27 protein-coding genes and 1 tRNA gene are annotated in these 21,826 nt (G+C 68.1%); 18 read left to right on the top strand and 10 right to left on the bottom strand.

Translation table 11 applies throughout. From position 1 onward, the window contains the following. Window positions 1-469 precede the first annotated feature (469 nt). Window positions 470-1,075, top strand: a complete 606-nt coding sequence (locus tag EDD40_RS41125) for a hypothetical protein (protein ID WP_148088911.1) — start codon at window positions 470-472, stop codon at window positions 1,073-1,075. On the opposite strand, the gene EDD40_RS25845 is transcribed toward EDD40_RS41125, so the two are convergent. Further along, window positions 1,072-2,004, bottom strand: coding sequence for an NAD(P)-dependent oxidoreductase (locus EDD40_RS25845; protein ID WP_246037816.1), 933 nt, complete (start codon window positions 2,002-2,004; stop codon window positions 1,072-1,074). The genes EDD40_RS41125 and EDD40_RS25845 overlap by 4 nt on opposite strands. A gap of 47 nt (window positions 2,005-2,051) precedes the next feature. Next, entirely contained in the window at window positions 2,052-2,849 is a 798-nt protein-coding gene (locus tag EDD40_RS25840) for a GntR family transcriptional regulator (RefSeq protein ID WP_246037815.1), read from the bottom strand. Between the two features lie 238 nt (window positions 2,850-3,087). Between EDD40_RS25840 and EDD40_RS25835 the strand changes: the two genes are divergently transcribed. The 11 genes from EDD40_RS25835 to EDD40_RS43745 all read left to right on the top strand — a co-directional run bounded on the left by EDD40_RS25835 (window position 3,088) and on the right by EDD40_RS43745 (window position 11,841). After that, window positions 3,088-3,333, top strand: coding sequence for a hypothetical protein (locus EDD40_RS25835; protein WP_123745232.1), 246 nt, complete (start codon window positions 3,088-3,090; stop codon window positions 3,331-3,333). A 110-nt stretch (window positions 3,334-3,443) separates the two neighbouring features. Beyond that, window positions 3,444-4,406, top strand: a complete 963-nt coding sequence (locus EDD40_RS25830) for a hypothetical protein (protein WP_148088910.1) — start codon at window positions 3,444-3,446, stop codon at window positions 4,404-4,406. Continuing rightward, window positions 4,403-4,678, top strand: a complete 276-nt coding sequence (locus tag EDD40_RS41910) for a hypothetical protein (protein WP_170185197.1) — start codon at window positions 4,403-4,405, stop codon at window positions 4,676-4,678. The genes EDD40_RS25830 and EDD40_RS41910 overlap by 4 nt, the downstream gene beginning before the upstream one ends. Further along, complete coding sequence (locus EDD40_RS25825) at window positions 4,675-5,751, top strand: DUF2637 domain-containing protein (protein WP_170185196.1); 1,077 nt, start codon at window positions 4,675-4,677, stop codon at window positions 5,749-5,751. Before EDD40_RS41910 ends, EDD40_RS25825 begins: the two co-directional genes overlap by 4 nt. After that, window positions 5,748-7,916 (top strand): FtsK/SpoIIIE domain-containing protein, encoded by a 2,169-nt coding sequence (locus tag EDD40_RS25820; RefSeq protein WP_123745229.1) that lies wholly within the window; start codon window positions 5,748-5,750, stop codon window positions 7,914-7,916. Before EDD40_RS25825 ends, EDD40_RS25820 begins: the two co-directional genes overlap by 4 nt. Before the next feature lie 284 nt (window positions 7,917-8,200). Then, window positions 8,201-8,371, top strand: coding sequence for a hypothetical protein (locus EDD40_RS41905; RefSeq protein ID WP_170185195.1), 171 nt, complete (start codon window positions 8,201-8,203; stop codon window positions 8,369-8,371). Between the two features lie 55 nt (window positions 8,372-8,426). Then, window positions 8,427-8,999, top strand: coding sequence for a DUF2742 domain-containing protein (locus EDD40_RS25815; RefSeq protein ID WP_123745228.1), 573 nt, complete (start codon window positions 8,427-8,429; stop codon window positions 8,997-8,999). Beyond that, on the top strand, window positions 8,945-10,273 hold the full coding sequence (locus EDD40_RS25810) for a DUF3631 domain-containing protein (RefSeq protein ID WP_425471354.1): 1,329 nt from the start codon (window positions 8,945-8,947) through the stop codon (window positions 10,271-10,273). Before EDD40_RS25815 ends, EDD40_RS25810 begins: the two co-directional genes overlap by 55 nt. A gap of 2 nt (window positions 10,274-10,275) precedes the next feature. Further along, entirely contained in the window at window positions 10,276-10,461 is a 186-nt protein-coding gene (locus EDD40_RS25805; protein ID WP_123745227.1) for a helix-turn-helix transcriptional regulator, read from the top strand. Continuing rightward, window positions 10,458-11,288 (top strand): hypothetical protein, encoded by an 831-nt coding sequence (locus EDD40_RS43750; RefSeq protein WP_246037814.1) that lies wholly within the window; start codon window positions 10,458-10,460, stop codon window positions 11,286-11,288. The genes EDD40_RS25805 and EDD40_RS43750 overlap by 4 nt, the downstream gene beginning before the upstream one ends. Further along, entirely contained in the window at window positions 11,275-11,841 is a 567-nt protein-coding gene (locus EDD40_RS43745; RefSeq protein ID WP_246037813.1) for a site-specific integrase, read from the top strand. Before EDD40_RS43750 ends, EDD40_RS43745 begins: the two co-directional genes overlap by 14 nt. Before the next feature lie 641 nt (window positions 11,842-12,482). On the opposite strand, the gene EDD40_RS25795 is transcribed toward EDD40_RS43745, so the two are convergent. Beyond that, window positions 12,483-12,563, bottom strand: a tRNA-Tyr gene (locus tag EDD40_RS25795). A gap of 121 nt (window positions 12,564-12,684) precedes the next feature. Here EDD40_RS25795 and EDD40_RS25790 point away from each other — a divergent pair. Together EDD40_RS25790 and rfbA are read left to right on the top strand one after the other, a co-directional pair. Beyond that, window positions 12,685-13,176, top strand: a complete 492-nt coding sequence (locus tag EDD40_RS25790; protein WP_123745226.1) for a YajQ family cyclic di-GMP-binding protein — start codon at window positions 12,685-12,687, stop codon at window positions 13,174-13,176. Continuing rightward, entirely contained in the window at window positions 13,173-14,045 is an 873-nt protein-coding gene (gene rfbA / locus EDD40_RS25785; protein ID WP_123745225.1) for a glucose-1-phosphate thymidylyltransferase RfbA, read from the top strand. The genes EDD40_RS25790 and rfbA overlap by 4 nt, the downstream gene beginning before the upstream one ends. 4 nt (window positions 14,046-14,049) lie before the next feature. Here the strand turns inward: rfbA and htpX are convergent, their stop codons facing one another. Genes htpX through EDD40_RS25765 form a run of 4 tightly spaced genes read right to left on the bottom strand, consistent with a single transcriptional unit; the run spans window position 14,050 to window position 16,405 of the window. Then, on the bottom strand, window positions 14,050-14,916 hold the full coding sequence (htpX, locus tag EDD40_RS25780; protein WP_123745224.1) for a zinc metalloprotease HtpX: 867 nt from the start codon (window positions 14,914-14,916) through the stop codon (window positions 14,050-14,052). A gap of 19 nt (window positions 14,917-14,935) precedes the next feature. Continuing rightward, the gene (locus EDD40_RS25775; protein ID WP_123745223.1) at window positions 14,936-15,412 is read right to left on the bottom strand and encodes a 4Fe-4S binding protein; all 477 of its coding nucleotides are present in this window, start codon (window positions 15,410-15,412) and stop codon (window positions 14,936-14,938) included. Beyond that, window positions 15,405-15,989 (bottom strand): NADH-quinone oxidoreductase subunit C, encoded by a 585-nt coding sequence (locus tag EDD40_RS25770; RefSeq protein WP_123745222.1) that lies wholly within the window; start codon window positions 15,987-15,989, stop codon window positions 15,405-15,407. Before EDD40_RS25770 ends, EDD40_RS25775 begins: the two co-directional genes overlap by 8 nt. Further along, window positions 15,986-16,405, bottom strand: coding sequence for an NADH-quinone oxidoreductase subunit B (locus EDD40_RS25765; RefSeq protein WP_123745221.1), 420 nt, complete (start codon window positions 16,403-16,405; stop codon window positions 15,986-15,988). Before EDD40_RS25765 ends, EDD40_RS25770 begins: the two co-directional genes overlap by 4 nt. A 241-nt stretch (window positions 16,406-16,646) precedes the next feature. Here EDD40_RS25765 and EDD40_RS25760 point away from each other — a divergent pair, with 241 nt between their 5' ends. Further along, the gene (locus EDD40_RS25760; RefSeq protein ID WP_123745220.1) at window positions 16,647-17,684 is read left to right on the top strand and encodes a LysR family transcriptional regulator; all 1,038 of its coding nucleotides are present in this window, start codon (window positions 16,647-16,649) and stop codon (window positions 17,682-17,684) included. Window positions 17,685-17,705: 21 nt separating this feature from the next. Here the strand turns inward: EDD40_RS25760 and EDD40_RS41900 are convergent, their stop codons facing one another. Together EDD40_RS41900 and EDD40_RS25750 are read right to left on the bottom strand one after the other, a co-directional pair. Next, on the bottom strand, window positions 17,706-17,873 hold the full coding sequence (locus EDD40_RS41900) for a hypothetical protein (protein ID WP_170185194.1): 168 nt from the start codon (window positions 17,871-17,873) through the stop codon (window positions 17,706-17,708). A 101-nt stretch (window positions 17,874-17,974) separates the two neighbouring features. Further along, the gene (locus tag EDD40_RS25750; RefSeq protein ID WP_123745218.1) at window positions 17,975-18,736 is read right to left on the bottom strand and encodes a helix-turn-helix domain-containing protein; all 762 of its coding nucleotides are present in this window, start codon (window positions 18,734-18,736) and stop codon (window positions 17,975-17,977) included. A 63-nt stretch (window positions 18,737-18,799) separates the two neighbouring features. Here EDD40_RS25750 and EDD40_RS25745 point away from each other — a divergent pair, with 63 nt between their 5' ends. Both EDD40_RS25745 and EDD40_RS25740 read left to right on the top strand, forming a co-directional pair. Further along, window positions 18,800-19,369: a TIGR03086 family metal-binding protein gene (locus EDD40_RS25745; RefSeq protein WP_123748284.1), complete on the top strand. Its 570-nt coding sequence runs from the start codon at window positions 18,800-18,802 to the stop codon at window positions 19,367-19,369. A gap of 195 nt (window positions 19,370-19,564) precedes the next feature. Next, window positions 19,565-20,380 carry an SAM-dependent methyltransferase gene (locus EDD40_RS25740; RefSeq protein ID WP_246037812.1) on the top strand — a complete coding sequence of 272 codons (816 nt, stop codon included), beginning with the start codon at window positions 19,565-19,567 and terminating at the stop codon, window positions 20,378-20,380. Between the two features lie 49 nt (window positions 20,381-20,429). Here the strand turns inward: EDD40_RS25740 and ddaH are convergent, their stop codons facing one another. After that, window positions 20,430-21,308, bottom strand: a complete 879-nt coding sequence (gene ddaH / locus EDD40_RS25735; RefSeq protein ID WP_123745217.1) for a dimethylargininase — start codon at window positions 21,306-21,308, stop codon at window positions 20,430-20,432. A gap of 75 nt (window positions 21,309-21,383) precedes the next feature. Here ddaH and EDD40_RS25730 point away from each other — a divergent pair, with 75 nt between their 5' ends. Beyond that, window positions 21,384-21,824: an Lrp/AsnC family transcriptional regulator gene (locus tag EDD40_RS25730; protein ID WP_123748282.1), complete on the top strand. Its 441-nt coding sequence runs from the start codon at window positions 21,384-21,386 to the stop codon at window positions 21,822-21,824. The last annotated feature ends 2 nt before the right edge of the window (window positions 21,825-21,826 follow it).

Raw genomic sequence — 21,826 nt, 5'->3', positions numbered from 1 at the left:
TTACCCTTGCGTAGCCCTTTGACCTGCCCGGTTACCGAGGTTACCGAAGTCACCGATCATGGAGACGGCCGCGCGCTAGTCGCCGGAGGTCCGTCTCGCACTATCATCCATCGCGTCACGATGTTAGAGGGCGCACCACTAGCTACCAAGGTCGAACCGGCGACTGGCTGCAATGGACGATGCTGCGACCTGGACGCTTGCAGGAGGGTAGCAGCCCAAGATCAAGTACTAACCGATCGGACAACCACGCCTCGGTACTTAGCAGGCCGCAAGTGCGAGCCAGGACTCCACCGCGACGGTCATACCGTCCCTGGTGACAGTTCAAACTGTAATCCGATCTTGGCCGGATACTTCCGAACAAGCCTTTGACCAGCACAGTTACCAAGGCTACCGATCCGAGCAACGGTCGCAACCGCACCGTTCAGCGTGTCGCCCGCCGAACCAGACCGACAGCACTTACTGTCACCTGATGCTTGACCTAATCCCGCCTCTACATGTCATAGTCATCAAGGTATCGAACGAAGCACCCAAGGTGACAGATTACCTATCCATCATAGTTGGCTTTGCCGCCTTGACAGTGGCGGCGATTGCAGCTTACGCAAACTTGCAAACAAATAAAAATCAAGCTCGACAGCTAAAGCAACTCGAGAACGACAACTCGGCACGCCATGCCGATGAGCGGCGCCAACAGGCAAGCAGAGTGTGGTTCCATTTTACGGAGAATCACGTTGCGATCCTCCGCAACGAAAGTGGCCTGCCTGTTTATAATATACAGGTTTGGCTAGAGGATGACACGTACGGCCGTCTCATACTCGGAACAGTTGCTTATAGCGACCCAAACGACAGGTCGACACCTTTTCGAAGTTCTCGAGATCGAGTAAAAAAGTTGGCCGAGCAACTAGTATCCAACTACACTCAAGATGAACAAAGGCGAGAGCTAGCCATAATCGAGCAACTCAAGATCTGGCGACTTCGCGGAATCGAAGGGCATTTCCGTGATGCATCAAACACGAAGTGGCGTCGACTAACAGACGGCAGCCTAATTGAAGCTCCGAAACAAATCTTTCCGGATTAAGTTTTGACAATACCTACAGCGTTCGATGGCATCTTCCCCGCGACGAGACTTTCAACCTGATTCGTAGCTATTACATAGCAGAGCCGGTTAGTGCCCGGCACTGTTCGGGCTGAGTGCGGACTGATAATCACACCTTTACATCGCCAAAGTGGATGGCCAGAGGGCAAAGGTTCAGGATCGGTTACATCCAAAGCCGCGCGCAGGCGTCCGCTTCGGAGCTCGCCGACCAAGGCCATGGTGTCCACAATCCGTCCACGGCTGGCGTTGATAAGCAATGCACCATCGTCCATAGCCGCTAGAAAAGAGGTATTAATAAGCCCTTGCGTCCTCTCGGTTAGCGGTACAGTGACCACCACTATATGGTGGCCCCGAATCAGGTTTGGAAGTTCCGCAGCTCCGTGCACACCTTCGCGAGAAACACTGGCAACAAGGGTGCAACTTACATCGAACGCTTGGAAACGACGGGCGACGGCCATTCCGATGCTGCCGGCACCTACGATCAAAACGCGTTTGCCATCCAGGGTGTCCGCATCGAACTGCCGGTGCGCCCACACTCCGGCATCTTGAAACCTGACGAGTGCTGGCCACTGTCGATACTGCGTGAGAGCTGCCGACAATACCCACTCAGAGACGGGACCAGCATGGGCACCACGGGCACTTGACAGCATCACATGATTTGGAACATGTGCCGACCACTCGTCTACGCCCGCGGACAAAAGCTGGACCATACGGAGGTTCGGCAACTGGTCGAGTAGTGGAATCGGGCGGTGGCTGCTCCGATATGGCGGAATCAGAATTTCGGACTTGCGCTGCTGGGCCGTCAGTTCGGAGACGTTCGGGTCATAGGTGCACACCTCGACACCGTTCAGGCTGGAGAGCTTCTCCACACCTACTTCGTCGTCAGGCTCGCTGCTGACAAGTACCTGCATCGCTCCTCCAGCAAGGCGTCAGTTCGTTTCGGGCAAGCGGCTTACCGTCAGCCGTTGCTGGCAACGGCCTTGACCAGCTCCCGCGCTTGATCCTGCAAAGGTGCTCCTGATGCGCTGTTGTCGATGACGGAGTGCTCGACCGGCGGACGAAAGTCAACGTCGATGACGGAGAGGTAGTCAGTCCAGTTGGCCAACTTGGCGGCGTCGCGTGCCGCTCCACGGTGGCGAATGTAGGTGTGCATGGTGTCCGCGTCGCAGTAGACCCACACGATCGACACCTCCGCTCCCATGTCCTTGCAAGTCGCCTCGATCCTATTCAGCCAGGCGAGGTCCTTGAACTCCTTGATGAACGGCGCTGTCACGATCGCGCTGTTGCCGCACTGCACGTTCTCGACCAACGCGTTGATGAGCGCTTCATACTCACGTGGACGGATGCGGGACACGTACTCCGGTGATTCCCGGTCGTGTGGTGAGCACCCGAGGATTTCAAGCGCCGCCTCGACAACCGGACGCGTGAGCGTGTCCTTGTCGAGCATCGGCCACCCGGTTTCGCGTGCCAGCACGCGACCGAGTTCGGTCTTGCCGCTGCCCGCGTAGCCACCGACCAGCAGCACGCGCGGTGCGTGCACCCGGACCTCGGTGTGCGCGGCCTGGTCCGGCGCGTTGACGACGCGTCCCGCCCGCGGCTTGCTGGTGATCACGTTCTCGCTGGCGAGCAGCTTCATTGCTTCGTTGATCGTGAAGACACTGACGCCCCACTGCTGGGCCAACTCACGGGTGGACGGCAGCGGCTGCCCGTCACGGAGCAGACCTGCGGCGATCTGGTTCCTGATGTTCCGCGCCACCTGGTGGTGCAAGGACTCGCCACGCGAGACGCGTGGACCCTGGCCAGACATGCCACCTCCGGATCAGTTGACTGCGAAGGCAGCATACCAGCGACCTAACAGCACGCTGACCAGCGTTTGTGCAGGTTGGCGCGTTTTTGTCCACTTCATCGTTCCTAACAGTTGACCTGGTAACCATTCAACTGTTAGCTTCCTCCTTGTCGCCGCTGTGGCGACGAACACACAGGAGGAAAACCCGATGGACCTCAATGGGTTCAGCCCCGACGGGCTAACGGAAGACGCGATCGACGCGCTGATCAGGGATGTCGCGGACGAGCTGGCCGACGAGTCGGCGGAGTTGGCCGCGGCCATGTTGGCGCTGGTGGACGGCCCGACGCGCAACCGCGCCGTGCGGCGCACCACGGACCGCAAGCTCGACAGCATCGTGCGGGTTCTCCGCGTGCACGGCTCAGTTATCGACACGGCCGTGACCGAGGCGGCGTGATGAGCCGCCTCACCTTCTTGAACACCTCGGACCGGCGGCCGACTCCGGCCAAGAAGACACCGCCGGTCCAGGTCTCCAGCACCCAGAAAAGCAGGCAGGAGAGCACCAGCATGTCCGACAGGGCATCCGAGCACCAGCCGACCCAGGAGTTCACCGCCGCGAACTTCCCGACGCCGCACCTGGCGTTGCGCGGCACGGCTGACGACGTGCAGGTACGTGGGTTCGCCGATGAGCAGGCACGTGTGGCGCGGGTGATGCTGCCGCGTGTGTCGGCTGCGCTGGCGCTGCCGAGCACCGGGCACCGCGTCGAAGTGCTGACCTTGGCCTATGACGCGGTGGTGCGGTGGCGGCGTGCGCTGGCCGCTACCACCGACGACGCCCGTTACGGCGTCATGGGCCGTCCGGCTGTGTCGCGGTATGCGGTGACGTTGGACGAGGACGGCCCGAACTACGACCGGTTGGGCGACGTGGGCAGGCTGCGTGCCGGTGCCCGCTGGGATGCCGTCACCGGCCGGTGGACCGGTGGCACTGACACTCCGGCCAGTCGCATCCTGGCCGTCTACGGGCTGGCCGCACGCCGACGGTTCGCGGTGGAGTGCGCCAGTTCCGCGGACCGGTTGGCCAACGAAGTCGGGCTGCCGATCAGTGACCGGCTGATCCTGGGCAACACGCTGTTGTGCGGTGACGCTGCCCGTGAGGTGGCGGTCCGGTTGGCCGCCCGACTCGGTGAACGGCGTGGCGTTGCCGAGGTGGAGACCACCGGTGACCTGCTCTACGTGGTTACCGCCGACTCGGACGCGCGTCGGGCGGCGTTCCGTGAGGCCATGCTGGTGCTCGCCATGGCCGAGCGGGGTGACTGGTCGGCGTGGTGGTCGGCTGCCTACCTGCTCTACCAGGCCCCGCTGTTCAAGAAGGGCAGCGACGCCACCAACCGCGTGTTCCTCGCCGCGGTCGGCGCGGCCCTGCTGGGTGAGGCCCCGGTGATCCCGCACGACATCGACTTGCGGTGCATGGTGCTGGGGCAGAACGCGGTTATGGCCACGCCGCTGCTGTGCGGGCAGGTGACGGCATGACCACCGTGCCTGTGCCCGTCCTGCTCTTGGCTGTCGCGCTGGCGCTGGTCGCGGTGGTCCTGCTATGGAAGGTGCTGGTCACCGCCGGCCTGATCGGCTTGGCGCAGTGGGCCGTGATCACCCAGGCCGAGAACACGACGGCCGTCATGGTCGCGGTCGGTGTACCCGCCATCGTGCTGGCGGTTCTCCTACGCCGCGCCACTCGTGCGCACCACAACCGCTCGTTCTCCCGTCCCCCGCTGTACCTGCGCCGTCAGGAGGCGACTCGATGAGCACGTGGGCTGAGAACCGCCGCGCGGACAAGGTGGTGGCTGCGGAGCAGCGTCGCGCGGACCAGGCGTTGTTGTTCGAGCAGCGTCGCACCGACCAAGAGACGGCGGCCAAGCTGGCGGAGGCCAGGAAGAACGCCGCTCGTGCCCGGCGCACCGCGCTGTGGACGGCGTTGACCGGGTGGCTGCGCGCCCACACGCTCGACCTGCTGTTCGTGCCGGTGATCGTGGTTCCGGCGGTGTTGGCCTGGACCGCGATGGCCGAGTACGGCCGTGAGGTGTTCGGGCCGGTCGGCACGCTGTTGCCGCTGTTCTCCGAGGGCGCGATGTGGACGTTCGCGTTCGCCGTGCCGATGGCGCAGCGGGCAGGCCGGTCGACCGGGTGGCTACACCTGGGTACCTGGGTGTTCGCCGCTGTGGCCGCCGTCCTGAACTACGTGCACGGCTCGAACCTCGCGCACGGGATCGTCATGGCGCTGGTGTCGGTCGGTGGCGTCGTCGTCCACCAGCTCGTCACCGCGTCCCCGGCCCGCAAGCGCCGTACCCGCGCCGAGCGTGACGCCCAGCGGCTCGACCGGCAAGCCGCTCGTCGGGTGCTGGCGGTCCGCCGCGCTGCGCTGGACCAGGCGGTGGCGAAGCTGTCGGAGGACGGCACGGCCACGCTCGTGCACCAGCCCGGACTGGTCGCCTACCGGCGCCGATGGGGACGTGCCCGGCTGGTGCCGACCACCGTTCCCGGTCTTCCCGTCACCGACTCCGACGACGACTGGACGGCAGAGGTCAGCGAGTACCTGAGCGCTCTCCCCGCACCGCGTCCGAGCACCGATCGGAGCACCCGGAAAGCGTCGGGTAGTGCGGAAACGCTCCCGGCGGAGATCACGGACAAGGTGACGACGTACGCGGCCAAGGTCCGTGCCGCGATCGACGCCGGAGAGCTCCCGGCCCGCCCGTCGCAGACCCAGGTGCGCAAGTTCCTCCGCATCCGCGGCGCGGTCGCGGTCGAGGTGCACCGCGTGCTGTTCCCGACCGACACCGACCCCGGTGACGACGACCCCCGTCAGGCGGTGACCGCATGAGCACGCCCAACCCGATCGGCGACGACATGGGCAACGTGGTGCCGCTGCGCCGCGCCGAGTCCACCCGCACCATCGCGCCCAGTGCCGACGTGGAAGCGGACACGGCGGTGACCGGCGAGCTGCTGACGGCCGAACGTGAAGCGGAGCTGGCGCGCCAGCGGGTCGGTGACACCGACGCCCGCACGCGGGTCGAGGTTGCGCGGCAGGTGGCGACGGCGTTCGGGAAGACGGTCATGCGAGCCGGGTACCGGGTGTACCGCGGGCACGAGCAGTGGCTGACGCACGCGGTGCAGGCCGCGACGTACGCCCACTACCGCGAGCGCATCGCGGCAGCACGAGCGCAGGGTGACGCGGCCGGTATCGCCGAGTGGCAGGACCGGTTGCGGCAGGCCAAGGCCGACCGGCGCGACCGGATCACCGGCGCTCCCCGGACCGTGCTGGCGCTGGTGCGCACGGTGCTGCTGGCCGTGATCGTGCTGTTCGCGGTGCTGCTCATGGTCGGCGTGGCCGTTCACCTGTGGGAAGGCGGCTGGACCTGGTCGGAGTGGTGGGGCTTCGTCACCGCCACCGGCGACGTCATCGGCACCGTGGTCATGCTCGGCGTCCAGGCCGCGATCATCGGCGTTCCGGCCGTGTGGCTGCTGGCCGCGCACCGCGCCGGAGCGTCGGCCGCTGACATGCCCGGTTGGGCCATGTCGCCGACGCAGCGGGAGGAGACCCACCGCGTCGTCACCCCAGGTGGCATCGGCGAGGCCCTGGTGCACTTGGGCATTCCCGCGCTGAACAAGGCCATCAAGGCAGGTTGGACGGTCGAGTTCGCCACTCCGCCGGTACGGGTGAACCAGCGCGGCTACCAGGCCACGTTCTCCCTGCCGCTCGGCGTGACCCCGGACATGATCAGCGACAAGCGGGATGTGTTGGCGCGCAACCTGCACCGCGACCCGATGGAGGTCTGGCCGAACGCGGCGGAGCGGGCCGGGTTCGTGGACCTGTGGGTGGCCGATCCCGGCCTGTCGACCAAGGCCGCGCCGCCTTATCCCCTGCTCAACGCCGGTACGGCCGACGTGTTCACCGGCGTGCCGCTGGGTGTGTCGCAACGCGGTGACGTCGTCCAGCCTCCGCTGGTCTCGTCCAACGTCGTGTTCGGCGGGATGATGGGGCAGGGCAAGTCCAACGCCGCCCGTGTGCTCATGCTCGGCGCGGCCCTGGACCCGCTGGCCGAACTGTGGGTGTTCGTGTTCGCGGGCAATGGTGACTTCGACGCCTACCGGCCCCGTCTGGCCCGATACGAGCGCGGCACCGACGCGTCCGTTGTGGACTCGGCGGTGGAGTCGCTAAGGGAGCTGTACGACGAGGTCGGACGCCGTGAGGCGCGGCTTGCCGAGCTGGGCGCGAAGAAGGTCACGCGCGGACTCGCCGAGAAGCACCCGGACCTGCGGCCGATCGTGGCCCTGTTCAGCGAGTGCCATGAGCTGTTCGGCAGCGCCCAGGGCGAGGAAGCCGCGGAACTGGCGGTGCAGACCCTGCGCCGCGCCCGCAAGACCGGCATCATCCTCGGCTTCGACACCCAGTCGTCACGGGCCGACGCCATCCCACCGAAGATCGTGGAGCTGGTGCAGCTCAACGCGTGCTTCGCGGTGAAGTCGTGGCGCTCCAATGACGGCTTCCTGGGCGACGGGTCGTTCCAGGCCGGTATCCGGGCGACCGAGCTGCGTGCGGGCAAGGACCGGGGGACGTCCATCCTCACCGGCGCGACCGCCGAGCGGTTCGAGGTGCTGAAGTGGTTCTTCATCCAGGTCAACGACGACACCGGGTGGGACGCCGCGACGGACGTCATCGAGCGCGCCATGACGAAGGTCCACCCGGCCATGGTCGTCGGCACACCGGAACGCGCCGCGCCGCCAGCTCCCCGCGACCTGCTGGAGGACGTGTCCGAGGTGCTGGGACACGACACCGTGCCCGCGGCTGACGTGCCCGCGCTGCTGGCCAAGCTCGCGCCCGACTGGGCCCCGTACCGCAAGCTCACCGGCAAGCAACTGCGCGAGCTGCTGGCCGACCAAGGCGTCAAGGTGCCCTCGACCGGCAACCGCTACCCCGTCGATCCGGTCACGGTGCGTGAAGCGCTGGCCAAGCGTGCCACTCGCGATCTGGACGACGAGGACTAGCCATCACCGCCACCGGGTTAGGTCCCGCAGACCTCTCCACAGGTCTCCAGAGCGGCCCTGAACAGGACTTCTCCAGCGGGACCTAACCCGGCCGACCGGCTAACTAACTCCAGTTCACACCCATGATCACGCCACCGGGCAGCACGAGTTACGAACCTAACTTGATCCCGGCGAGCTAACTCCACCCCACACCGCTCCGCGCGACCGACGCGACACCGGCTCTTGGTGCTCGTGTCGACCCCGCACACCCACAGATCGTCACACACAGTGACAGAAAGGTCGTCATGAGCGACGACAACCTGATTCACCTCCAGGTCAAGCGCTCCTGGTGGGACGGCAGCGCCCTGACCGCGTGCGGCCTGCGCGTCGAGACGCCTGAAGCCGTCTGGACCTGGTTCACCGACCTGAGCTGGTGCCCGACCTGCAAGGCCGCGGACAAGGCGAGGCGCAAGTGATCACGCACCACGTCGCCGACGCCCGCCAACCCACCACTTGCGAGGGAGACCGGTCATGAGCACCCAGGTTCGACGGCCGTTCTGCGACCCGGACGCCGTCCGCCCGTGGAACCGCGCGCCGAGGTTCGACCTTGACGCCGTCCGCCGGTGGGCCGAACCGCTGTTGCGCCGCGCCTACGCCTCCGCACCGCGCCGTCCGCTCACCGGCCCGCACAGCCTCATCCCGCTGGCCGGTAGCCCGGAGTGGATCGCGCTGGCCGACTCCGACCCCCGCAAGCCCGCCGCCCTGGTGCTGGCCGCCTTGGCGCGGCTGGAGGAGTCCACGGCGCACGCCATCGCACAGCGCGTGGCCGCTGACTGGGCCGACGCTCAGGTCGGCCACCGTGAGCGCGTCCGTGCGGTCGCCACCGCGCCGGACCAACTCCCGCACATCGCCGGACACCAGCCGTTCTGTCTGTCCGCCAAGCGCAAGCTCGTCAGCGACCTCCCCTGTGGACACACCGGGTGCACCGCGCTCGTGCGGTTCGTCCACCCGCTGGCCGACGAGCTGGCCGCGCGCCTGCCGGACACGTCCTGGGTGCGCTGCGCCCGCCACGACGGCACCACGCGGTTGGCGGTGGCCGCGTGAACGGCCACGCACCGCACCCCACCGCCCCAGGTTCGCCGCTCGTCACCTGGGAGACCGTCGAGCACCAGGCCCGGAAGGAAGACCGCATGAGCACCGGCACCACGGCGACGCATCACAGCGAGCCTGAACGGCCGGGGCTGCGACTGCTGACCCCCGACACCACCACGGGCACCGTTCGGCAGCTCGACGGCGCGAAGGTGCTGGACGACGTTCGGGACTTCCTGGCCCGGTTCTCGGCGTTCCCGCACGAGCACTGCGCCCCGATGCTGGCGCTCTGGTACGCCCACACGTGGGCCGTGGAGCAGTTCTACGTCACGCCGCGGCTCGTGCTGTCTTCCGCTGAACCCGGATCGGGCAAGACCCGCGTTCTGGAGGTCGCTCAGTACCTGGTCAAGTCGCCCGAGATGACGTTTTCGGCGAGTCCGGCCGCGCTGTTCCGGATGGTCAGCAATGCGCCGATCACGATCCTGTTCGATGAGGTCGACGCGATCTTCACGCGAAACGGCAGCGGGAACGAAGACCTCCGGGCGCTGCTGAACGCCGGGTACAAGCGGTCCGCCACGGTGGCCAGGTGCAAGGGCGACGCCAACAACATGGTCGTAGAACGGTTCGCCGTCTACGCGCCCGCTGCGCTGGCCGGAATCGCCGGTGGGATGCCCGCCACGATCACCACGCGCGCCATCACGATCAACCTGCGTCGCCGACGTCGTGAAGAGCGTGTGGACGCCTTCCGCGAACGCCTGGTGGCCATCGAGTCGGCACCGATCCGTGAAGCGCTCGCCGAGTGGATGACCAGCGTCGGTGAGCAGGTCGGCACGGCCACACCGGTGATGCCCGAGGGTGTCACCGACCGGCCAGCGGAAATCTGGGAACCGCTGCTGGCGATTGCCGACGCGGCGGGTGGGCACTGGCCGGAGACGGCACGGGCCGCGTGCCGGTACTTCGTCGCCGAAGCCACCGCTGTGCCCGTGTCGGACGGTGTCCGGTTGCTCTCAGACCTGCGGACGCTGTTCGCCGAGCGCCGTACCGACCGGATGACCACGGTCGAGATCCTGCTCGCGCTCCACGAGCTGGACGAATCACCGTGGGCCGACTTCCACGGCAAGCCGCTGAACGCCCGCGCTCTGTCGGCCGAGCTGCGTGCCTACGGCGTGCGGACGAAGACGTTCAAGCACAACGGCACTTCGGCCAAGGGCTACATGGTCAACGGCGAGAACGGTCTCGCCGACGCCTGGTCGCGGTACCTGCCCGCTGCGCACGAGGGGGAGAACTAGCCATGGCTCGACGTGAGTTGCTGACGGTCGCCGAGTTCTGCGCCGAGTTCAAGGTGGCCCGTTCAACCTTCTACGACTGGTTGGCCAAGGGCGTCGCGCCACGCGTGCGGAAGCTCCCGAACGGTCAGTTGCGGCTGGACCGCCGGGACATCGACACGTGGTTCGACGGACAGGAAGTGGCCGCGTGACCGACACGAGCTTTGACGTCCGGATCTACAAGACCGACGTTTACAAGGGCGCGAAGACCACGACCTATTGGGTTCGCTGGTCGGTAGCTGGAGAGCGGTTCAAAGAGCCGTTCAAGACTTCGGCGCTGGCAGAGAGCTTCCGGTCGAAACTCAACACGGCAGCTCGTGAGGGACAGGCGTTCGACCGGGAGACCGGTCTCCCCTTGTCGATGATGCGGAACACGAAGACGTCGTCGTGGTTCGCGTTCGCGTGCGCCTTCGTGGACATGAAATGGCGCGACTCGGCACCAGGGCAGCGCCGGACGATTGCCTCGGCATTGCTGACTACGACACGCGGCAGGCCGGACGGAGAGGTGCTGCGAAAGACCATGCGGGTGGCGTTCAACAGCAGCCGCAGGGACGGACAGCACTCGGCAGACGTGGCCAAGACGCTGGCGTGGCTGTCTCAGAACACGCGGCCGGTGAGCGACCTCGCGAAGCCGGAAGTCCTTCGGTCCCTGCTGGCCGACATCGAACGCAAGTTGGACGGCAAGCGAGCAGCACCGGACACGATTCGACTTCGGCGAATCACGCTCGGCAGCGCTCTGGACTACGCGGTGGAGAAGGAGCTGCTGGACGTGAACCCGGTCAAGGAGGTGGCGACCCAAAAAGCGGAAGAACGTCCTGCACCAGGTGGACCGGCGTTCGGTAGCCAACCCGGTGCAGGCCCGGACGGTGCTCAGGGCCGTTCCCGGCATCGGGCGGACCGGTCGCAAGCTCGTGGCGTTCTTCGGGGCGATGTACTTCGCCGCTCTGCGCCCCGAGGAAGCGTCGGTGCTCCGCCGTAGCCATCTGGTCATGCCCCCGCGCGAATGGGATCGCGAGGCGGGCCGCTGGCGGGTCACTCAGTGGGGTGACATCCACCTGTCGACGGCAGCACCGGAGATCGGGGCCGAGTGGACCGACAGCGGTCAGCGCAGCGAGGAACGGGGACTCAAACACCGTGAGGACGGCGAGGGACGCACGGTGCCGCTCTCGCCGGAACTGGCGCTGCTGTTCTACGAGCACTTCGACACGTTCGGCACGCCGCCTGACGGGCTGCTGTTCGTCGCCGAGCGCGGCGGCCGGATCGGCAGCTCGACCTACGGCCGGGTGTGGGCACTGGCACGAGAAGCGGCATTCACGCCTGACGTAGTGGCCTCACCGCTCGCCAAGCGTCCGTATGACCTACGTCACGCCTGCGTCTCGACGTGGCTCAACGCCGGAGTAGAGGCACCGCGGGTAGCCGAGTGGGCCGGACACAGCCTCAACGTGCTCATGCGGGTCTACGCGAAGTGCATCGACGGCGGAGAGGAGCGAGCACGACAGCTAGTGCAGGCAGGACTGGGCACGGTCGCCTAGGGCCAAGAGTTCTGTCACAGTACGGAAGGCCTGTGGTCAGCCTGAGCTGACCGCAGGCCTTCGCCGTACTGCGATACGAGGTCATGCTGACCAGTCGACGGCAGCCAGCGGTAGGGTTCGAGCACCATCGACCAGCGAACTAGAGGTAGGTCAAGCTGCCTGACTCGGCCGCATCCGACGCCACGACGCGCCAACAGGTGACGGCGTCGGACAGGGCTGTGGTCTTGCAAGCAGGCCGTGACGTGGTGGTCATCTACCTGATCGTCAAAAAAAACTCTCCGAAGAAGCCGCAGTTTGCGGAATCTCCCTCGTTCGACCGCGACCGCTACTCACCGTGACTACATCAGCCGTTGCGCTCTAGACGGATCACCACTGAGGTCGTCAGTCAAGCCAGGCAGCCACTGTGGGCTGCTCGACGCGGTCCACGAAGACCGACCTAGTTGCCATGCGCTCCAGGACGACGGCGGCCAGCGCGCCGAGCAGCTTGACTCCTGCGGTCACACCCACACAGCCACCCAAGACTTCGGCACGCATTCGGCACAGACACCCGTAGTAAGCCGGTCGGGACCGGACACGGCCGGACAGCACGAGAAAGCCCCTGTGACCGGTTCTCGCTGGTCACAGGGGCTTTCGTCCTGCTGTGGCGGGTAGAGGATTCGAACCTCTGTAGCTTTCGCGACGGATTTACAGTCCGCTCCCATTGGCCGCTCGGGCAACCCGCCCCGCGCCCGGTGTCCCGGGTGCGGTGGAGACAATACATAAGCCCGTGGGGGGATGCGCAACCGGGTTCCCCGGTAGGCTTCCGGGCGGTTCCAGACCCACCTACGCGGAGGTACCGAGCACGTGGCAGACCCGTCGTTCGACGTGGTGAGCAAGGTCGACCGCCAGGAAGTCGACAACGCGCTCAACCAGGCCGCCAAAGAGCTGAGCACCCGGTTCGACTTCCGCGGCACGGAGACGCAGGTGTCCTGGGCCGGCGAGGAGGCCATCACCTTCCAGTCGGGGACCGAGGAGCGCTGCCGGGCCGCGATCGACGTCTTCCAGGAGAAGCTGGTCAAGCGCGGCATCTCGATGAAGGCCTTCGAGATCGGTGACCCGGCCCTGTCGGGCAAGGTGTTCAAGGTGACCGGCAACCTGGTCCAGGGCATCTCGAGCGAGAAGGCCAAGGAGATCGCGAAGAAGGTCCGCGACGAGGGCCCCAAGGGCGTGCAGGCGCAGATCCAGGGCGACCAGCTGCGCGTCACGGGCAAGAAGAAGGACCACCTGCAAGACGTGATCGCCCTGCTCAAGAGCTCCGACTTCGGCATCGCCATCCAGTTCACCAACTACCGATGAAGGGGATCGTCCTCGCGGGCGGCAGCGGGACGCGGCTGCACCCCATCACGCAGGCGGTGTCGAAGCAGTTGCTGCCGGTGTACGACAAGCCGATGGTGTACTACCCGCTCTCGGTGCTGATGCTGGCGGGCGTGCGCGAGGTGCTGCTCATCTCGACCCCGGTGGACCTGCCGCTGTTCCGGCGGCTCCTCGGTGACGGCTCGCAGTTCGGCCTGAGCATCTCCTACGCGGAACAGGCTCACCCGAACGGGCTGGCCGAGGCGTTCGTCATCGGCGCGGACTTCATCGGCGACGACGACGTGTCGCTGGTGCTCGGCGACAACATCTTCTACGGCCACGGCTTCTCCCGGGTCCTGCAGGACAACGTCGCGGCCCTCGACGGCTGCGTGCTGTTCGGCTACCCGGTGAAGGACCCGGAGCGCTACGGGGTCGGCGAGGTCGACGCGGACGGCAGGCTGGTCAGCATCGAGGAGAAGCCCGCGCAGCCGAAGTCGAACAAGGCCATCACCGGCCTGTACATCTACGACAACGGTGTCGTGGACATCGCCAGGTCGCTCGAGCCGTCGTCGCGCGGCGAGCTGGAGATCACCGACGTCAACCTCGCCTACCTGCGGGAGGGCCGGGCGAAGCTGGTCGACCTCGGTCGGGGGTTCGCGTGGCTGGACACCGGCACGCACGACTCGATGCTGGAGGCGGGCCAGTTCGTGCAGGTGCTGGAGCACCGGCAGGGCGTGCGCATCGCGTGCCTGGAGGAGATCGCGCTCCGGATGGGGTTCATCAGCGCCGAGCAGTGCTACGCGCTGGGCGAGAAGCTGGCCAAGTCCGGCTACGGCCAGTACGTGATGAACGTCGCACTGGAAGCCCGCTAGACCGCTAGCAGCGGCGGGCCATCTCCTCCAGCCGGCGCACGCGGTCCGCGATCGGCGGGTGGGTGGAGAACAGCCTGACCCGGTTCTCCCCCGCCCGGAACGGGCTCGCGATCATCAGGTGGGACTGGGCGAGCACGGCCGGTTCCGGCGCCAGCGGCGCGGCCCGCGTGCCGAGGTCGATCTTGCGCAGGGCCGAGGCCAGCGCCAGCGGGTCGCCGGTCAGCTCCGCGCCGGACGCGTCGGCCTGGTACTCCCGGGACCGGCTGACGGCCATCCGCACGATCATCGCCGCGATCGGGCCGAGCACGGCGACGAGCAGCAGCGCGAACGGGTTGGGCCGGTCCTCGTCGCCGCCGTCGTCGCCGAACACGCTCGCGAAGACGGCCAGGTTCGCCACCGTGCTCACCGCGCCCGCCAGCGCGCCCGCCACGCACGAGATGAGGATGTCGCGGTTGTAGACGTGCGACAGCTCGTGCCCGAGCACCGCGCGCAGCTCGCGCTCGTCGAGCAGGTCGAGGATGCCGGTGGTGCAGCAGACGGCGGCGTTGCGGGGGTTGCGGCCGGTCGCGAAGGCGTTCGGGGCGACGGTCGGGCTGATGTAGAGGCGCGGCATGGGCCGGCGCGCCGCCATGGCCAGCTCGCGCACGATCCGGTACATCGCGGGCTGCTCCACCTCGGACACCGGCCTGGCGCGCATGGCGCGCAGCGCGAGCTTGTCGGAGTTGAAGTAGGCGTAGGCGTTCACGGCCAGCGCCAGCAGCAGGCCCAGGACCAGGGCGGTGCGGCCGAACAGCGAGCTGATCGCCACGATCAACCCGCTCGTCACAGCGAGCAGCAACGCGGTCTTCAACGCGTTGAAGTGCTGGTGCACGCTTCGCCTCCGGCTGTTGCTAAGTCCCCTCCCTCAACGCGCCCGGTCGGCGTGTGGTTCCGGTACCGGGGCGTGCCGGGCGTGTGGCGGTGGTCTCGGGGGCGGGTTCGGCGTCCGCGTCCAACGGCGGTGGCGGCGGCACCCGGGTGACCCACGTGGCCAGCACGTCGCGTTCGTGGACGAGCTCGGCGACCGCGCCGTCCCCGTCGAGGCCGCCCGTGCCGGGGTAGGAGAAGTCCGGCGCCCAGTGCAGGGCGTCGAACGGGCACGCCTCCACGCAGATGCCGCAGTACAGGCACTGTCCGTAGTCGATGGCGAACCGGTCGAGCACGTTGCGCGCGCGGGGTCGGGCCGAGCCGGGCTGCTGCTCGACCTCGGTGTGCGAGTCGATGTGGATGCACCAGTCGGGGCACTCGCGGGCGCAGATCATGCACACCGTGCAGTTGGCCTCCAGCAGCGCGATGACGCCTCGGGTGCGCGGCGGCAGCTCAGTCACGGGTGTCCTCCTCAGAGCGCTCGTAGCGCGGTCCCCAGGACGGGTCCGGCACGCCGGGTGGCGCGGTCCGCCGGCGGCTGGGCGCCGACGTGCCGTCCTCGCCCGGTTCGAGTCTGCCCGGCCACGGGCGCACCACGCGGGAGGCGAGGACGAAGTCCTTGCGCAGCGGGTGGCCGCTGAAGCCGTCCGGCAGCAGCAGGTGGGCCGGTTCGCCCTCGGCGAGGGCGATGCCGAACATCTCCGCGGCCTCCCGCTCGTGCCACGCCGCGCCCGCCCACTGGGCGGCCACGCTCGGCAGCACGTCGTCCGGGCCCAGCTCGGTGCGCAGCAGCACGCCGTCCTTGGTGTCGGGGTCGAGCACGTGCAGCAGCACGGCGTGCCGCTGCCCGACGGCGCCGGGACGGCCCGCGTCCTCGACGCCGAGCCAGTCGAACTGCGCGCAGCCCAGCTCGTCGCGCGCGTGGCGGGCGGCTTCGGACCACGCGTGCAGCGGCACGTGCGCGGTCGTCTGGCCGAACGCCGTCTTGACCTGGGCGTCGGGGATGCGGGCGGCCAGGGCCTGCGACGCGGCGCTCACGACACCATCCGGTGCAGCGCGGCGAGGCCGTCGAGCAGGGCCTCGGGACGTGGCGGGCAGCCCGGCACGGCGACGTGCACCGGCAGCACCTGGTCGATGCCCTTGGTGACGCTGTAGGAGTCCCAGTACGGCCCGCCGGTGTTGCTGCACGCGCCGACGGAGATCACGTAACGGGGTTCCGGCATCTCCTGGTAGGTCGCGATCACCGCGGGCAACATGACGTCGGTGACCGTGCCGGAGACGACGAGCACGTGCGCCTCGCCCGCCGCGTGCACCGGGTCGACGCCCAGGGCTTCGAGGTGTTCCGGGCGGTGGCCCTCGAGCGCCGCCATCACCTCGACGCCGCAGCAGGCCAGGCCGAGGTCGAGCACGGTGACCCGGTACGTCGTGCCCCAGTCCAAGGTGGAAACCGTCACGCGGGTGAGGTTAATACGTGGGGGCCCGCCGGGCTGCCGCCCGGCGGGCCCCCAACCCCCCAATACCCCCCTGTTTGCTCCCACGTGAACAAGCACCTGGTTGCGGCAGAAGTCTCTTACGGATCACGTATACCTGTCCAGGGAAATCCGACAAGATCTACGGATAATTTCAGCTCGAACTGTGGTCAAGTTCAGTACAACTAATCGGTAGAACATCACGCCCCGACCCGAGAGGCCCTGCATGTCGACCTCGGCCCAACTGCTCCTGCCCGCGGGCAACCAGCTCAGCAGGCTCCTGCAGACCTCGCCGCTGCTCATGGACACCACGTTGGACCAGCTCAGAACCCTGATCGCGGTGTACGAGACACGATCGGCGCTGCGCGCGGCGCGGGTCCTCGGGCGCGAGCAGTCCAGTGTGCAGAAGCAGATCGACACGCTGAACCGCAACTTCAAGTCGTTGTGCGGCGAGCCGCTGGTCGTCAAGCAGGGCCGGGGAAAAGACGTGCTGATCACGCAGACCGGCGAGGCGTTGGTTGAATTGGCACGTACCACCTTGACCGAGTGGCTGGATTCGATTCACGAGTGCCGGCGCAAGCTCGGCACCACGGTCACCGTCGGCACGACGCGGTTCATGCTCGACTCGCTGGCCAAGGCGTGGCACCACGTCGCGGACGACTTCCGCCGGCGCGACGTGGAGCTGAAGGTCGTGCACATCCGCACCAAGGACATCTGGAAGAGCCTGGAGTCCAAGGAGGTCGACATCGTGTGCGGCAGCGTGGTCACGCACGCGGGCCGCAACAGCGGGGTCGAGGACTTCGACGTGATCGAGTGGCGGCGCGGCGGGTTGGCGCTGCTCACGAACCTGCCGGAGAGCAGGCTGGGCGGGAGCGTCGGCACCGGGGAGTTGCCGAAGCTGCCGCTGGTCGTGCCCGGTGACGGGCTGATCGCGGAATTCCTGCGCGGCTGGTTCGGAGCGGACTACCGGAACGAGCTGGACATCGCGGCGGAGATCGACGAGATCCAGTACGGCATGTCGTTGTTGCGGTCCGGGCTGGTCGAGGGCTGCATGATCGTCACGTCGGGCCTCGGCGTGGTGGCCGCGAACAACGAGCTGCGCGAGGGGTCGGGCCTGCGGGTGGTCGAGCTGACGAACGACCGGAAGCCGCAGCTGGAGCGCTTGGTCGGGGTCTTCGCCCGCAAGGAGGAGCGGGCGAAGTTCCCGGCCGACCACCCGTTGAACCTGCTGTGGGCGGCGTTCCAGCGCGAGGTGTCGGACTAGCGGTGCGGTCCGGCGGTGGTCCTAGCGCGCCGGGCCCGCCGGGCGTTCCTCACGGCGCCGTTGGGCTTGGCGCACCAGCCACTCCAGTCCGGTGAGGGGCTTCGGCTCCTCGGGCTTCTGCCGTTCCACGGGCTCCTCCTGCTCCTGTTGCGGTTGGGGCGACGGACGCTGGGCGTCGAGGTCGTTCATGGCGCGCTCCCTACCTTGGTCGACAGCGAGTGCCGTCGATCGGAGCACCGACCGGGGTCGGTTCGCTAGAGCGATCAGCCCTATGGGTGACGCCGGAGGGTTCAGCGCCGGCCGGTGGCGAGGGCGTCGCCGTAGCGCTCGGCGTACCGGGTGGGCGTCTCGCCGACCATGGCGGTGAAGTCGCGGACGAAGTGCGGTTGGTCGGCGTAGCCGAGGTCGGCCGCCAGCGCGGCCCAGTCGATCCGGCCGCCCGCCTCCATGCGCTCGGTCACCTCGCGCAGGCGGTAGCGGCGGATCACCCACTTCGGGCCGACGCCGACGTGCTCGGCGAACAGGCGTTGCAGCTGCCGGACGCTGCCGCCGACCTCGCGGGCCAGCACGTCGACGCGCGTCATCGAGGGGTCCCGGGCGATCCGCTCGACGATCTCCACCGCCTCCGCCGCCCTCGGGTCCGGCGCGGGCAGGTTGCGGCGCAGCGCGGCCTCCACGCGCTCGACGTCGGCGTGGGCGGGCAGGTGGTCGAACAGGGTCCCGGCGGGGACGGTCCGGTCCGTGAGCGACTGCACCGGCGCGCCCAGGAACGGCCGGAAGGCGCCCGGGCGGAAGGCGACGCCGAAGACGCGGCCCGTGCCGTCGAGCTCCTTGGACACGTGCCCGCTGGACACGCCGGCGACCACGGCGGCGTCCCCGTGGAACGTCAGGTGCACGTTCGGGTAGGGCACGACCAGCTGGCGGTACGGCCGGTCGTAGTCCCACCGCACCACCCAGTACCGCGCGACGTGCGCGGCCAGGTCGGGCGAGGGCTGGTGGAACTCGTGGCTCTGGTGGCGCCGCCACGCCAGCTCGCGCTCGTCCCTCGTCACGTCCGCGAGCGTATGTCGCCTTTGTTCAATACACCCGCGACGGGCGTTCCTACGGTGGGCGGCATGTCACGAGAGCAGTTGATCGGCAAAGCCGTGGCGACCGCGTTGGAGGTCGTCGGGAACATCGGGCCGGACCGGATGGGCGCGCCGACGCCGTGCGCCGGGTTCGACGTGCGCGGGCTCGTCAACCACCTGTTGTTCTGGGGACCGTCGCTCAACGCCGCCGCGCGCGACGAGCCCGTGCCGCCACCCGCCGCCGCCGAGTCGGACGTCGACCTCACCGCGGGTGACTGGGCCGCCGACCTGGGCGCCCAGCTGCGGGACCGCGCGGTCGCGTGGGGCGAGCCGTCGGCGTGGACGGGCACGACGACGGTCGCCGGGCCGCAGCGGATGCCGGCCGAGGTGATCGGCGCGATGGTGCTCGGGGAGACGGTCGTGCACACGTGGGACCTGGCGCGGGCGACCGGTCAGGCGCCGTCGTGGGACGAGGAGCTGCTGGCGTTCATCCACGCCGACCTCGTCGTGAGCGCGCCGGTGGGACGCGACATGGGCCTCTACGGGCCCGAGGTGCCGGTGCCGTCCGACGCGCCCCTGATCGACCGCGTCCTCGGCCTCACCGGTCGCACCCCGTAGCGCTCCACCGCATTCCGTGTCCTGCCGGGGTTCGGTTCCGGTAGCTGCCCGAACGAATTCGCGCAGCCATCGGGAATGCCGATGGCGCGATTGTCGGAACCGTTCTTCTTCGCCGTGACGTGCGGCACCATGTGCTCTTCGTCGGGGAGGCGACAGCGATCGACACAGGACCCATCCCACCTTAGGACGGCACGAGTGTTCGTTCCCGAGACCGCCCACTTGGATCCCGAGACACCCAACATCTCCCGCATCTACGACTACTACCTCGGCGGCGCGTTCAACCTGCCGGTCGACCGCGAGCGCGCGGACGTGATCAAGTCGGTGCTGCCCGGCATGGAGATGCTCGCGCGGTTCAACCGCGGGTTCCTGCGCCGTTCGGTGGCGTTCATGGTCGAGCAGGGCGTCACCCAGTTCCTCGACCTCGGTTCCGGCCTGCCCACGGCGGGCAACACGCACGAGGTCGCGCACGCGCTCGACCCGGCGGCCAAGGTCGTCTACGTGGACTACGAGCCGGTGGCCGTCGCGCTCGGCGAGCGCATCCTGCGCGACAACCCGAACGCGGTGATGGTCGGCGCCGACGCGCGGCGGCCGGACGACCTGTTCGCCCACCCGGAGGTCCGCCGCGTGCTCGACCCGGACCGGCCCCTGGGTGTGCTGATGACCGGGGTGATGGTGTTCGTCGGCGACCACGAGGACCCGACGGGCCTGATGAAGGCCTACCGCGACCTGTGCGCGCCGGGCAGCTACATCGCCCTCTCGCACCTGACGGACGAGCGCGCCGACCCGGAGACCAAGGTCCAGGTGCACGCCATGGTCGAGGCGTACAAGGGCGTGATCGAGCAGCTGTACGTCCGCGACCTGGCGGGCGTGCGGGCGCTGTTCGACGGCATGGCGCTGGTCGAGCCGGGCGTGACCCTGATGCCCGAGTGGCGTCCCCGCCCGGGCCCGGACATCCCCACCGGCAGCCCCGCCCACCACCTCGGCTACGCCGCCGTGGGCCGGGTGGGGTGACCACCGCGTCGGTCAGCCCGGTTCGTCACCGGGCTGACCGACAGCGGTCTCAGTCCCGCAGTTCCATCGTGCAGCACTTCGGGCCGCCGCCGGACTTGCGCAGTTCGGAGATGTCCACGAAGACCGGTTCGAAGCCGTGCTGGGCGACCTGGTCCGCCAGCGCCGTCGCCTCGACCGGCAGGATCACGTGGCGGCCGTCGGAGACCGCGTTCAGGCCCAGGCAGGCGGCGTCCTCGGCGGTGGCGAGGATGGCGTTCGGGAACAGGCGGCGCAGGACGCGGCGGCTGCCCGGCGAGAAGGCGTCCGGGTAGTAGGCGATCAGGTCGTCCGCCAGCACGAACAGCGCGACGTCCAGGTGGTAGTAGCGGGGGTCCGTGAGCTGCAGGGAGATCACCGGGACGCCCAGGGCCTCCTGCGCCTCGGAGTGCGCGAGGGGGTCGGTGCGGAAGCCCGTGCCGGCCAGCAGGTACCTGCCGGTCCAGGTGAAGTCGCCCTCGGCCTCGTTGGTGCGCTCCGGCATGACGACGTCGCGGTAGCCGTTGGCGAGGAACCAGCGGCGGAAGTGGTCGGCTTCGGCGGCGCGTTGGGGCGCCCGGAAGCGGGAGCCGAGGACCTGGCCGTCGATGACCGTGCCCGAGTTGGCCGAGAAGACCATGTCGGGCAGCCCCGGCTGGGGCTCGATGGTCTCGACCCGGTGCCCCAGGCGCTCGTAGGTCTCCTTCAGGGCCGTCCACTGCTCCACCGCCAGCGACGTGCTGATCGGCTGCGTGGGGTCCATCCACGGGTTGATCGCGTACTCCACCGTGAAGTACGCGGGCGGGCACATGAGGTACCGACGGGTGGTCGGCACGCGCACCTGCGCGGCGGGCGTGGTGACGTCGAGCACGATCGGCTCGTCACCGGGGCCCGCGAAGGAAACCGAGGTCATGGATCGAAATGTAGATTGCCGTCTGACCCTCGAACAACGCCGCGATATTGCGTCTTCTAGGGCACTATGTTGCGTGTGGACACGATCGACCAGCGAATCATTTCACGCCTCATGGCCAACGCCCGTTCGAGCTACGCCGACGTCGGCAAGGAAGTGGGCCTGTCCGCCCCCGCGGTGAAGCGGCGGGTGGACAAGTTGCTCGACACGGGCGTCCTGCGCGGCTTCACCGCCGTGGTGGACCCGGAGCAGCTCGGGTGGGGCACGGAGGCGTTCGTCGAGGTGCACTGCCGCGGCAACGTCGCGCCGCACGACATCCAGCAGCGCCTGGAGTCGATGCCCGAGGTCCGCGCCGCCTACACCGTCTCCGGCGCGGCGGACGCGATCGTGCACCTGCGCGCGGCGGACATCCACCACCTGGAGACCGCGCTGGAGCGGTTGCGCGCCGTCGAGATCATCGACCGGACCGTCTCGACCGTTGTGCTGTCCCGGCTCTTGGACCGACCGCCGGCACCCTAGAG

The organism is Saccharothrix texasensis, from assembly GCF_003752005.1.
Lineage (GTDB): Bacteria > Actinomycetota > Actinomycetes > Mycobacteriales > Pseudonocardiaceae > Actinosynnema > Actinosynnema texasense.
Note: the sequence above shows the minus strand (reverse complement) of the source record. Positions and strands in the feature narration are given on the sequence as shown.